The organism is Kitasatospora sp. NPDC059648 (genome assembly GCF_042734825.1).
Taxonomy (GTDB): domain Bacteria; phylum Actinomycetota; class Actinomycetes; order Streptomycetales; family Streptomycetaceae; genus Kitasatospora.
The window spans coordinates 33645-46081 of sequence record NZ_JBHWDU010000053.1; the positions used below are offsets into that span (position 1 = coordinate 33645).

14 protein-coding genes and 1 pseudogene are annotated in these 12437 nt (G+C 73.8%); all 15 read left to right on the forward strand.

The genetic code is table 11. The features are described from left to right. Positions 1-367: 367 nt before the first annotated feature. The 15 genes and pseudogenes from ACFV1W_RS26500 (at position 368) to ACFV1W_RS26570 (ending at position 12307) form a co-directional block, all read left to right on the forward strand. Entirely contained in the window at positions 368-655 is a 288-nt protein-coding gene (locus tag ACFV1W_RS26500) for a hypothetical protein (RefSeq protein ID WP_380419741.1), read from the forward strand. After that, positions 652-1923, forward strand: a complete 1272-nt coding sequence (locus tag ACFV1W_RS26505) for a hypothetical protein (RefSeq protein WP_380419742.1) — start codon at positions 652-654, stop codon at positions 1921-1923. Before ACFV1W_RS26500 ends, ACFV1W_RS26505 begins: the two co-directional genes overlap by 4 nt. Before the next feature lie 34 nt (positions 1924-1957). Beyond that, the gene (locus tag ACFV1W_RS26510) at positions 1958-2419 is read left to right on the forward strand and encodes a hypothetical protein (RefSeq protein ID WP_380419743.1); all 462 of its coding nucleotides are present in this window, start codon (positions 1958-1960) and stop codon (positions 2417-2419) included. Positions 2420-2443: 24 nt separating this feature from the next. Beyond that, entirely contained in the window at positions 2444-2707 is a 264-nt protein-coding gene (locus ACFV1W_RS26515; RefSeq protein ID WP_380419744.1) for a hypothetical protein, read from the forward strand. A gap of 107 nt (positions 2708-2814) precedes the next feature. After that, positions 2815-4536: a hypothetical protein gene (locus tag ACFV1W_RS26520; protein WP_380419745.1), complete on the forward strand. Its 1722-nt coding sequence runs from the start codon at positions 2815-2817 to the stop codon at positions 4534-4536. Between the two features lie 102 nt (positions 4537-4638). Next, a complete protein-coding gene (locus tag ACFV1W_RS26525) occupies positions 4639-6819 on the forward strand; it encodes a hypothetical protein (RefSeq protein WP_380419746.1) in 2181 nt (726 codons plus the stop codon). A gap of 235 nt (positions 6820-7054) precedes the next feature. Further along, positions 7055-7240: a hypothetical protein gene (locus ACFV1W_RS26530; protein ID WP_380419747.1), complete on the forward strand. Its 186-nt coding sequence runs from the start codon at positions 7055-7057 to the stop codon at positions 7238-7240. A 13-nt stretch (positions 7241-7253) separates the two neighbouring features. Then, the gene (locus ACFV1W_RS26535) at positions 7254-7463 is read left to right on the forward strand and encodes a hypothetical protein (RefSeq protein WP_380419748.1); all 210 of its coding nucleotides are present in this window, start codon (positions 7254-7256) and stop codon (positions 7461-7463) included. Beyond that, on the forward strand, positions 7460-7738 hold the full coding sequence (locus ACFV1W_RS26540; RefSeq protein WP_380419749.1) for a hypothetical protein: 279 nt from the start codon (positions 7460-7462) through the stop codon (positions 7736-7738). Before ACFV1W_RS26535 ends, ACFV1W_RS26540 begins: the two co-directional genes overlap by 4 nt. Before the next feature lie 179 nt (positions 7739-7917). Then, positions 7918-8502: a hypothetical protein gene (locus tag ACFV1W_RS26545; protein ID WP_380419750.1), complete on the forward strand. Its 585-nt coding sequence runs from the start codon at positions 7918-7920 to the stop codon at positions 8500-8502. 47 nt (positions 8503-8549) lie between these two features. Beyond that, positions 8550-8999, forward strand: a pseudogene (locus ACFV1W_RS26550) (DNA cytosine methyltransferase); the annotation flags it as partial. Positions 9000-9422: 423 nt separating this feature from the next. After that, entirely contained in the window at positions 9423-9596 is a 174-nt protein-coding gene (locus tag ACFV1W_RS26555; RefSeq protein ID WP_380419765.1) for a hypothetical protein, read from the forward strand. Beyond that, the gene (locus tag ACFV1W_RS26560) at positions 9593-9949 is read left to right on the forward strand and encodes a hypothetical protein (RefSeq protein ID WP_380419751.1); all 357 of its coding nucleotides are present in this window, start codon (positions 9593-9595) and stop codon (positions 9947-9949) included. The genes ACFV1W_RS26555 and ACFV1W_RS26560 overlap by 4 nt, the downstream gene beginning before the upstream one ends. A gap of 17 nt (positions 9950-9966) precedes the next feature. Further along, positions 9967-10236: a hypothetical protein gene (locus ACFV1W_RS26565; RefSeq protein ID WP_380419752.1), complete on the forward strand. Its 270-nt coding sequence runs from the start codon at positions 9967-9969 to the stop codon at positions 10234-10236. 76 nt (positions 10237-10312) lie between these two features. Continuing rightward, a complete protein-coding gene (locus tag ACFV1W_RS26570) occupies positions 10313-12307 on the forward strand; it encodes a DUF3987 domain-containing protein (RefSeq protein ID WP_380419753.1) in 1995 nt (664 codons plus the stop codon). Positions 12308-12437 lie beyond the last annotated feature (130 nt).

The window sequence follows — 12437 nt, forward strand, 5'->3', positions numbered from 1 at the left end:
AGAAGGGGCGCACGCCTTGACACCTCGGTCCGCCCTTAAGACGGCGGCCGTACATGGGACACGCAGCCGACTGAGAGGAGCTACCGGCCTCTCGAAAGAACGACGCGGCGACATTGAGCCGGCGACGACCTCCGGAAGGGATCTCCCCGGAGCGAGCCAGGACCGCGTCCAGAGACCACCCCCTGATTCACCAGTAACCACGGCCCTCGACACCCCCTCGCATCCATGACTGCGAGGCCGGTGCCGGGGGTCGTGGCTACTCGTGTCGTTCGAGTCGCCCGGGCCCACGTGAGGCGGGCCGCCGCGCTCCGGCCAAGGAACGCGCGGCGGCCCCCGGGCCACCCACCAACAAGGAAGAGGTAGACCCGTGAATTCGATTGTTGCAGGCCAGACCGCCATGAACGAGGACGAGTTCGCCGAGCTGGCGCTCGGCGTGGACTCGGACTTCACCCGGCTGTTCACCGGGGTGCCCGGGGAGAGCGAGGTCGAGCGCGAGGCCCGGATGGACGCCGCGGCCGACATCGTGGCGGACCTGCGCCGCGAGGACCCGGCGCTCGCCGCCTACGCCGAGCGGCTGCTGAGCGTGGCGCCGGTGCCGCTGCGGCGCCCGGCGGTCATCCGCCGCACCGCGAGCGTCGAGCGGGTGGCGGCGTGAGCGGGCTGAGCGACTACCGCGCCGAGCGGCGTGAGGACCGTCGGGTCGAGCGGGCCGACGCCCGGGCGGACCGACGGGAGGAACGCGAGCAGAACCGGCTGGACGCCGAGGCGGCCCGCCTGCGGCGGGAGGCGGACCGGCGCGCCGCCGAGGAGGCTCGGGGCCGGCGCCGGGCGGCGCGGGCCGAGCGCTTCGGTCGTGCGACCGGCTGGGTGACGGCGAACCCGGCGAGGGCGTTCGTGCGGCTGGTACAGGCGTGCTCGATCGTGCCGGCCGTGGTCTCGCAGGTCGCCGCGCTCGACCACGCGGACGTCGCGCTGATGCTCGCGGTGCTGCTGGCCGCGATGCTGGAGGGCGGCGCGTGGGCGCTGGTCGCCATGGGCGCGCAGGCCGAGGGTGAGCGCTCCACCCGCACCTACCGGCTCGGCGCATGGGCGGCCGGCCTGGTCGCCGGGGGCATCAACTTCGCCCACGGCTGGCAGCAGTACCCGACCCACCACTGGGTGGCGTTCGTGCTGGCCCTGTCCAGCATCGGCGCCGTCTGGCTCACCGACCTCCAGACCCACGGCGGCCGCGGCCCGACCACCGCCGAGAAGAAGCAGGCGAAGGAGAAGGCCGAGCACGCCCGCCGCCGCGCCGCCCATCACCCCGAGGTACGGGAAGTGGCCGACCGCCTGCTGTCCGCCGCTCCCTTCGGCGCGTTGCCCGCCGATGAGGCGTGGCGGATCGCGTGGGAGTACGTCCACGGCGTCACCGTCCCCGGCCTGACCGCCGATCTGCTGGCCCAGCGGCTCAACGCCCGCGCCCGGGTCGCGGAGCTGAGCGTCCTCCCTGCGCCAGCCGATCTGTGGCCGGGAATGCCCGACGACCCGTTCCCCGCCCTCACCCTCCCGCTGCCCACGGGGCCGTCCGACGGCGTCTACCTCGACACCGTTCCCGACGAGTTGCGGAACGCTTCCCCGATCACGGTCGAAAGCCTGGAAGCCCTTTACGGAACGGGGTCGTACGTACCCGCACCCGATTCCGGGACTCCCGATCCGGGCTCCCCGGACGAGGTGATCGGGAACGCTTCCGCGACCGCCGGGGAACGCCCCCTCGACCCGGTCGACCTCACCCGGGTCCGCATCCTCGCCGATGACCTCGCCGCACGCGGCGAGGAGCTGACGACCAAGAAGGTCCGCGACGCCCTCGGCTGCCGCAACGACTACGCCGTGCGCCTGCGCCGCCACGTCGAGACCGAGCGCAACAACCCGCCGGCCGCCGCCTGAGACGGCACACCCACTCGCTCATGGACGGAGTCCCATGAACAGCACCCGAGCCGCCCGGTTCGCCGCCGCCTACGCCCTGCTCCGCGCCGCCGCGGACGTCGCGGACCACTGGATCCAGACCGACGACCAGGCCGCCACCAAGGGCCAGCACGACCACAACGACGGGCAGTCGAGCGCGGTCGGCCGCCGCGCCTGCGCCGCCCACGTCGCCACCTACACCGCCACCCAGGCCGCCGCCCTGCTGGCCGGCACGCGGCTGCTCGGCATCCGCCTGCGGCCCGGCCCGGTCGCCGCCGCCCTCGCCCTCAGCGCGGCCACGCACTACCTCGCCGACCGGCAGGGCGGCCACTGGCGGGACGAGCAGCCGAGCGGCGTCGTCCGGCTCGCCGTCGTCAGCCGCGGGTGGCTCCAGCGCGACCCCCACGCCGCCTACCTGCTCGACCAGGCCTGGCACCACGCCTTTGAGACCGTCGCCGCCCTCATCGCCTCCGCCTGACCGACGCCCCGGGAGACATCAGCCATGTCCGAGCAGATCATCCACAAGGACTCCGCGACCGGCATGCCGGTCGGCACCGTCGCCGTGTTCCTTAACCTCAGCGCCGCCGCGGTCGCCCTCTACGCCGACGGCACCGACCAGTACGGTCACCCGAAGGCCAGCTGGTTCTGCCTGGGCTGCGGCAAGCACAGCTACATCGCCAAGGAGCTGGGTGCCGGCCGCAGCGAGGCCAACGCCCACGCCGCCGAGTGCCGGGCGATCCCGTGGCCGCAGGCCGACCTGGTCTGACCAGTCGGTCCTGCTCGAATTCCCGGGACGGCCGCGCAGCTTGCCGGCGAGAGCGGCCGTCCCGGGGCCCTTTCCACACCACATCGAAGTGAGGAAGGAAGCCCATCATGTCCGAGACCCTCGCGTCGGCGCAGGCCAGTGCGGCTGTCGACGCTCCGATCCAGCCGCCCGCCGCGTCGGCTGCCCCGGCCCCCGCGCCGGGCGCCAGCAAGCGGCGCGCGGAGCCGCAGTTGGAGCACACCCGGGGCGGTCTGCCCGCTGTTCCGCTCGCGGTGACCACGGCGAACAGCGTGGTCGGGTTGGCCTCGGCCGCCGCGTTGACCTCCGGCCCGGTGGTCGCCCTGGCGGCCACCGCCGGGACGGTCGCGACCAGCGCGATCGCCACCCGGGTGGCCCGCCGGGCCGCCGCGAAGGCCGCCCAGCGCGCCACCGCGACCACCCCCAGCGGCGGCGGCCAGCGGGCCCCGCACCTGTCGCTCGTTAAATCGCCCACCTCGCAGCGTGGTTCGGCCCCGTCTAGCGGCTTGGGGCGGTCCCGCACTGCGGCCGGGCCGACCAGCCGGGCGGGTGCCGGTCCGGTAGGCGTGCCCCGCCAGTCCCCCGGCGGTGCGGGCGGTTCGTCCACCCGATCGGGCCCGTCGTCGCTGCGGTCGCCGGGCAGCACGGCCGGACGAACTGGCGCGGGGCCGGTGCCGTCCGGCCCGCGCGGCTCCGACACAGGTCGGAGCGGGGGCGTCGGGTCGGTACTGAAGAAGTCGCCCGGCGCGGGCAAGAGCGTGCTGGGCCGGGTGGCCGCGCGGGCCGGTGAGGTGAAGGCAGTCCGGGCCGCCGACCGGCAGGCGGCGCCGACCAGGTCAGAGCGCCGCACTCAGCAGAACGCGGCCCGCCGCCAGGTGACCGACGCGCGCCGCGCCGCCAAGGCCGCCGAGCGCGACCGCAACGCTGCCCAACGCGGCCCGGTCGGCCGGACGCTGGCCAAGCCCGCCACCGCCATCCGGCGCTCGCTGGACAAGGCCCGGGGCAAGGCCCGCACCGCCGCCGACCAAAGCACCGAGCGCAAGGTGACGGACGCCCGCCGGGAGGCCCGCAAGGCCCCGGCCCGTCGCGAGGCGCGCAACCGGCTTCGCCGCTCCGCCACCCGCTTCCACGGTCGGCGCGTGCTCGCCGCGCTGCTGGCCCTGCCGGTCGGATTGATCGGCATGGTGACCACGCCGATAGGCCGCGCTCTCGGCTGGTCCTGGCTGATGTACCCCGGCCGCCGCCTCTACCGCCGCCTGGCCGGCAAGGCCGCCCAGCAGCGGGCCGAGCGCGACGCCGCGATCCGCCAGGAACTCGCCGACGCCGAGCAGGCCGTGGACGAGGCCATCGACAACGACGACCCGACCGGCGAGCAGGCCGTGACCGACACCGTGCCCCGCGCCCCCAAGCACCACCAGCCCGCACACACCAGCCCTACCGCCCTGGGAGGCGACATGGCCAAGAGTTCCGGCTTCGACTTCTCCGAGGTCGCATCCGAGATGTACGGCTCGGCGATGAACTACAACCCCGAAGGCATGATGCACGTCCTGGCCGCCTTCGAGGCCATGCCGGAGGGCCTGGAGTCCATCGCCAACACCTTCCGCGTCCTCGCGGAGCGCTCCGACGAGGAGTTCCCCCTCGACAAGGTCGTCGGGGAGGCCCTCAACGAGGTCTACACCCTGCTGATGACCGCCGTCAGCGCCTCCGAGGAGGTCGGCAAGGCCTTCCGCGGCGCCCACGAGGAGGACATCTCCCGCCACGAGAACCCCCGCAACGGCGAGGAGAAGTGGGACATCGTCAACAACCAGTAATCCCAGACACCCCACCACCACAGGGCCGCCCCGCCACCTCGCGGGGCGGCCCTCCCCATCCCCGTGCACCCGTCGACCGCCCTGCTGCTGCCTGGAGTTGCCGTGAACCAGCCGCCCGAGCACACCCTGAACCTGACCAACGTCCCCAAGCCGAAGAACCGCAAGACCCCCAACCCGAAGACCACGTGGGTGCCGCCGCTGGACTGGGCCGCCACCCACGGCCCCGTCTCCGGCGCCGTCTCGGCCGCGACCGGCGCCGGAGCCATGGCCCTGCTCGGCGCCGCCACCCACATGCCGCCCGGGATCCCGCTCGCCGTCGGAGCGGCCGGAGCCCTCGGCCACGGCATCGGCGCGAGCATCAGGCGCCGTCTGACCGGCCGCACCATGGTGACCCGGGCCGCGTCCTGGCTGCTCGCCGGAGGCTGGACCACCTGGGCCATCACCACCGGCCCGCTCACCTGGGCGGCGGCCGGCACCCTGGCCGGGCTCGGCGTCGGCATCGGCGCCATGGCCTCCAACTCCGCGATCCGCGAGGAAGCCGTGGAGCTGGAGCGCATGAGCGACGAGGCCCGCTCCGCCGCCCGGAAGATGAACGGGGAGCGCGAGGCCCTCGCCCGGGAGTGGGCCGAGCGGATCCACCGCGTCACCGGCATCCAGGTCGCGGTGTTTGCGGTCGAGTTCTGGAAGACCGGCGCCGGGTTCTCCCTCGCTGCCGAACTGCCCGGCGGCTCCGCCACCTGGGACCGCATCGCCGCCGCCGCACGGGGGCTGGCCACCGACGCCCGTCTGCCGCTCGGCTGCACGGTGTGGGTCGAGGAGGGGGACCGGCAGGGCCGCGTCGTCCTGGACATCGCCACCGTCAACGTCATGGCGGGTGAGTACCCCTACCCGGACGACTACTCGGCCCTGTCGATTCTCACCGGCATCCCCTGGGGCCTGCTGCCCAACTCCGACCAGGCCCAGGTGCTGCTGCGCGAGGCGTGCGCGCTGATTCTGGGCCCGCCCGGATCCGGCAAGTCCACCTTCGTGGACGTCATCCTCGCCGGGTTCGCCCGCTGCGTGGACGTGCTGACCTTCCTCATCGACCTGAAGGCCGGCGCCGCCGGGATCCCGTGGGTCCGCCCCTGGCTGGAAGCCCAGGGCCTCAAGGCCCCCAAGGCCGGAGCCGAGAAGCCCCCGGCGGACACCCGGCCGGGCGTGGACTGGCTGGCCTCCACACCGGAGGAGGCCCTGCTGATGATCCAGGCGGTGCTGCGGATCAACGCGGCCCGCCAGCAGGGCTACCAGGACCTGATGGACGCGCAGGACACGACGTTGCTGCCCGTCTCGGCGAACCTGCCGCAAATCGAGGTCGTGGTGGACGAGGGCGCCGAACTGCTGTCCGCCGCCTCCTTCACCGACCGCACCATGAAGGCCCTGCAGGAGGGCGTGAAGAAGGCGATGCGGACTACCCGCGCCATGGGTATCCGCTTCGTCCTCACCGCCGTGGACGGCAACGTGAGCGCGATCGGCGACACCGCGATCCGCAAGTTCTCCCCGGTCGGCGTCGCCCTGACCTCCGGAGAGTCCGCCGGGAACAACGTGAACAAGCTGTTCCCCAGCGCGAAGGTCGACACCCGCCAGCTCCGCGCCAAGGGCTGCGGCGTCATCGGCGACGCCAGCGCCGACGGATTCGCCCCCACCGGCTTCAAGGGCTGGAAGACCAGCCCGAGCATGGTCCGCGACGTGGTGCTGGCCACCAACGCTCGGCGCCCCAGCCTCGACCCCGTCTCCGCCCAGGCCGCTGGCGAGGACTACGCCCGCCGTTGGGACCCGGAGCGTGCCGGATGGCTCTGGGCGAACGCCACCGGCACCGCCGCCCCTGCCCCGACCGCCGAGACCGCTCCGGCGCCCGCACCGGCCGGAGGCGGGCTGAACCTCTCCGCCTTCCGCGACCAGACCAGCGACAGCCCGGCCGGGGACGACGGGGACGGGACGGCGGTGGTCATCGCCTTCCCGGGCGCCCGCCCGCAGGGCCTGAACCTCACCTCCCTGCGCAAGGACACCCCCGAGCCCGCCCCGGAGCCGGAGCAGGCCCCGGCCGGGCCGTCCTGGCTCGGCGAGGCGATCGACGCGATCGAGTCCGCCGGCCACATGGGACTCAAGGTCGCCACCGTCGCCGACACGGTCGGCCGCGACCGCAAGACCGTCCGCACCGCCCTCCAGGCCGCCGCCGACCGCGGCCAGCTCATCTACCGCGAGAACGGCCCCCAGTCCGTTTTCGTCCACCCCGACCACGCCTGACACGCCGTCACGCACAGCTACCGGGTAGTGGGTACTGGGGCCACCCCAGTACCCGGTAAACCGCCCCCAGGGGCGCCGAAACGGGTTCTGTCCTGTGGATTCCCCACTACCCACTACCCAGTGACCACCCCAGTACGGCCACACACAGCAACCGGCGGGGAGGCGACACCGTTGCCCGAAACCGGCCGTCCCCCACCCACCGCCAGTCGTCACGCCACGGAAAGGACCGCCCGTCATGGCCGTCACGATCAGCGTCACCGTCCTGCTCGCCATCGTCGCCATCCTCCTCATCCGGGCCCGTCGCACCTCGCTCGGCGCCGCCGTCGTCCTCTGGCTGTCCGGCTTCACCACCGCCAGCACCGGCCTCGCCGACCCGGTCAACACCTTCCTCGCCGCCGTCGCCCACCTCTTCCACCACTGACTGGCCGCCCGCGATGACCGCCCCCGCCCCGATCCGTCCACTCGCCGCCGTCCACCTGCGCGAGGCCCTCCAGGCCGCCGCCGACCGCCGGCCCGCCGCCGCCCTCGCGGCCCTCATGCACATCGACCCCGATTCCTGGACCGCGATCGAGCAGCGCGCCCACCTGCTCGGCACCGACCTGCTCGACGTCCTCGCCCACGCCGCCACAGGAGGAACCCGATGAGCACCACCAGCGACCTCGTCACCGCCGCCGTCCTCATGGCCCCCGGCGCGATCCTCAGCATCCCGATCGTCCTCTCCCAGCGCGGCGCCCGCACCGACTCCGCCGCCGTGATGCAGGTGCTGGCGGAATCCGCCGCCGAACGCGCCGCCCGAACGGCCGCCACGGACATCGCCCCGCCCGACGGCGGCGAGGGCATCCCCACCCCCGCCTCCGAGACCCCCATCCGCCTCGCTGCCGTCCTCCCGTTCCCCGGCGCCGCGCGCCGGGCCGCCTGAGCACCTGCCCGACCGGCCGTGCTGTCCGGGCCCCACCGCCGCGAGCGGCAGGGCCCGGACGGTGCGGGGGGACGGACAGGCCGCCCCGAGCAGCACGAAGCCCCACTACAACCGTCGACCTTGCAGGGTGACGTTCGGTTGCCGTGGGGCCGTGCATCCCTCTCAGAGATGGGACCAGCATGCCCGAGTTCGACCACTCCACGCTTGCATTCATCGACGACGACTACGACGAGCGGCACGGTCACAGCCGCTTCGGCCTCTACCTCGACGAGAACGCCGCAGGCCTCGACGACAGCGACTTCCGGATCTCCGGGGCGGAGTTCGCCGCCCTCGTCTGGACCGTCGCCACCGCCCCGACCATGTCCCCGGGCTACGTGCGCATCCGCCCGGACCTGCTCGCCATCACCGCCAACCCCGCCGAGGACGACCCCGCCGACCTGGTCCTGCGCATCACCGCCCCCCTCCCGCACCGCGTGCTCAACACCCGCCCCGGGAAGGGCCGGTGGCTGGACTGGGAGAAGGACTGCCACCGGTGTGGTCCCTGGTCGGCCAAGGTCGAGCCGATCCCCGGCCGGCAGCCGGTGCTCACCCTCACCGCCGACATCCTCCTGCCCATCCCTGCCGAGGAGTTGACCGTCCCGGCCACGCCGCTGGCCCGTACGGGTCTGACCCGCGCCGCGAAGCGCACGGTCGCCCGGCTCGCCGGGCACATCAACCGGATCGGCGGTCCGGCCGTCGCCGCCTTGCTCGGAGACGTGTCGTGACCGGGCCCCGGATCGGCTCGCTGTGCACCGGGTACGGAGGCCTGGACATGGCCGCCCTGTCCGTCCTGGGCGGGGAGCTGGCGTGGGTGGCCGACCCCGACCCCGGGGCGGCCGCGATCCTGGCCCACCACCACCCGGGCGTGCCGAACCTGGGTGACATCACCGCCGTCGACTGGTCGACGGTGGAGCCGGTGGACGTGCTGACCGCCGGGTTCCCCTGCCAGTCCGTCAGCCTGGCTGGCAAGGGCGCCGGGATCGTCCCCGGCGCCGCCTCCGGCCTGTGGGTCGAGGTCGCCCGCGCCGTCCGTGAAATCCGGCCCTCCCTGGTGGTGATCGAGAATGTCCAAGGCCTCCTCTCGCGGAAAGCCGATCGGGGTGTTGGGATGGGATCCGGAGCGCCGGATCTGGACCCGGCTACCGGACGGCCCCTCGCTCTTCGCGCTCTCGGCGCCGTTCTGGGAGACCTGGCCAGCCTCCGGTTCGATGCGGAATGGACGAGCGTGCGAGCGTCCGACGTCGGCGCCGTCCACGAGCGCAACCGGGTCTTCGTCCTGGCCTGGCCTGCCCACCCCCAGGGCCCGCAACTCGCGTGGCCGGGGCTTCCCGGACAGGCTGCCGAACGTGGTGGAGCTGCTGCCGACCCCGACCGTGTCGGAGTCGACCGGGACCGGGCACACCGGTCGGGGCGGGATGAACCTGCGGACCACGGTCACCCTGCTGCCGACACCGGAACCGAGAGACGGCGAGAAGGTGGCGTCGAGCCGGGACGAGGGTCAAGGGGAGCTGACGCTGCCCTCGGCAACGGCACGGATTGGGGTCCGTACGGCCGAGCCGTCCGCTGGTGGGAAACGGTCCTCGGCCGCCCCGCACCCCGGCCAACAGACGATTCCGGGCGCCTGAACCCGGTTTTCGTCGAGTGGATGATGGGCCTGCCCGCCGGGCACGTCACCGCCGTCCCCGACCTGTCCCGCACCGCCCAGCTCAAGGCGCTCGGCAACGGCGTCCTGCCCGACCAGGCCGCCGCCGCCCTCCATCTCCTCCTCGACCGTGCCACCTCCGGCGCCCCGGCGACGGGTCTGGGGGCTGCCGCGTGAACCGCGTCCCACCGCTCGGCGACGCCCAGGGCCTGTGGAAGGCGGTCCTCGCCGCCGCCTCCGGCCGCTGCCAGTGCCGCGGCACCTGCGGCACCAACCACGACAAGGACGGCGGACGCTGCCCCGCCGCCCACGGCGCCTACCAGACCAAACACGGCCGCGGGTGGGTGCGCCTGATCGCCGCCCCGGCCGCCCCGGCCGACCTTCTGCTGCCCCCGCACCAGGCCGCGGCCCTGCCCAAGCGGCAGCTGGCCGCCTGGTGCGAGCACTGCCACCAGGCCACCCGCCGCGCCGCCGACAAGACCGCGCAGGCCACCCCGTCCGCCGAGCCGGACTCCCTCTTCGACCTCTGACCCGTCGGGAGAACCCTGTGCCCATCAAGACGGTGACCCGCTACGTCGCCGAGTGCGACGTCTGCGGCACCGCCTACGGCTCCGACAGCGCCTTCGAGCGCGCGATTCACTTCACCACCCGCGAGGACGCCGTCGACCTGGTCCACGACGACCCCGAGTGGCTGGTCACCACCGACGGCCGCGTCATCTGCCTCCTCGACGACGACGCCCACCAGGCGGCCCTGGACGCGCTGATGCCGCCCGCGCCGGCCGCCGTGTGCGACGGACAGACCGCCCTCGACTTCTGACCCCCGCCACCTGCGGCCCGCGCCCGGCACCTGCCCCGGGTGCGGGCCGCCCTGCTCCGCCCGAAAGGAGCCCGCGTTGAGCACCGAGTACGCCCCGAACGTGATCCCGTTCCGCCCCGAGCCCGCCGAGGTGAAGGCCTCCGAGCAGGCCGTCATCGGCGCCGCCCTGCTCGACCCCGCCCAGATCCCGGCGCTGGCCGCCCAGCTCGGCGACCCGAGCGCGTTCTACCACCCCGCGCACGAGACGATCTGGCGCGCCATCATCCGCATGTCCGGCGGAGAGCGGCCGGTCGACCCGATGCTGCTGGCCGGCGTCCTGCGCGCCCAGGGCGACCTGGGCCGCATCGGCGGGCCGGGCTACCTGCACACCTGCATCGAGGCCACCCCCACCGCCGCCAACGGCGACTACTACGCCGAGATCGTGCGCCACGCCGCCGAACGCCGCCGCATCGGCACCGCCACCAGCCGCCTGGCCCACATGGCCGGCGACGACCAGACCGACCTGGAGGCCGTCCGCACCGCCGCCCTCGCCGCCCTGTCGGACCTCGCCGCCGGGGACGCCTGGCTCGACCCCGTCCCGCTCGGTTCCCACGGCGCCTTGCCGACCTTCCCTGTCGACGCCCTGCCCAAGTGGGTCAGCGCCTACGTGGAGGCGGTCGCCGAGTTCACCCAGACCCCGCCCGACATGGCCGCCACCATGGCCCTCGCCGCGCTCTCGACCGCCGCCGGCGGCCGGGTGAACGTGCAGATTCGCCCCGGCTGGTGCGAGCAGTCCAACCTCTACCTGGTCTGCGCGATGCCCCCGGCCAGCCGCAAGTCCGACGTGTTCGGCCTGACCACCGGCCCCGTCTACAAGGTCGAGGCCGAGCTCCAGGCCGAGGCCCGCTCCCGGATCATCGAGGCCGAGACCGCCCGCGACGCGGCCCTCGCCGAGGTCGAGGCCCTGATGGCCAAGGCCCGCAAGAACCCCGACACCGACCGCACCCAGCTCGTCGCGGAGATCTCCGCCGCCAAGATGCTCGCCGAGGAGATCACCGTCCCGCCCACGCCGCGGCTGACGCTGTCCGGGGACATCACTCCGGAGACCGTCACCCACCACCTCGGCGTCCACCGCTGCCTGGCCGCGCTCTCCCCCGAGGGCGACCTGTTCGACAGCATCGCCGGCCGCTACAGCAGCAAGCCGAACCTGGGCGTGTTCCTCCAGGCCCACAAGGGCGAACGCCTCCAGACCGACCGCATCACCCGCGAACAGCCCACCGCCGACCGGCCCGCCCTCACCATCGGCGTCACCCCGCAGCCCGCCGTCCTCCAGGAACTCGGCGCCGCCCCCGGCGCCCGCGACCGCGGCCTGCTCGCCCGCTTCCTCTACTCCCTCCCGCCCTCCAACCTCGGCTACCGCAAGATCCGCACCACCCCGATCCCCGACACCGTGGCCAACGCCTACGACCGCAACCTCACCCGCCTGCTCCGCGCCATGACCGACCTCACCGAACCGGTCACCGTCGTCATGGACCAGGCCGCCGACCTCGCCATCGAGAAGCTCCAGGAACGCGTCGAGGTCCAGCTCCGCCCCGACCAGCCGCTCGCCCACATCCGGGACTGGGCCGGCAAGCTCGTCGGCCACATCGCCCGCATCGCCGTCCTGCTCCACCTCGCCGACCACATCGCCTCCGACCAGGACCCCGGCGCCTGGCGGGCCGACCTGGACGCGGCCACCGTCGAGCGCGCCGCCCGGATCGCCGACTACTACACCGCCCACACCCTCGCCGTCTTCGACCTCATCGCCGCCGACCCCGCCACCGAGGACGCCCATGCCATCCTCCAGTGGCTCCAGCGGCCCAAGAAGGACGGCGCCCACCGCACCCACATCAAGGCCCACGACGCCGTCGCCAGCAGCCGCCGATTCAAGAAGGTCGCCGACGTCGAACCCGCCCTGACCCTGCTCGAACAGCACGGTTACCTCCGCTCCGACCAGGCCCCCACCGACGGCCGTCGAGGCCGCCAACCCGCCATCACGTTCCGTGTCCACCCCTCCCTTGCGACCCCCGTGGACGGAGCGGAAGCCCCGTAACCGTCAGGGATGTCAGGGAAAATCCCTGACCAGCCAAAACGAGCCCTGACCGCTCGTCAGGGATTGTCAGGGGGTTGTGGGGAAAGACGCGTTTTGCGGGGAACACGGGAAAAACCCGGCCCCCCGGCCG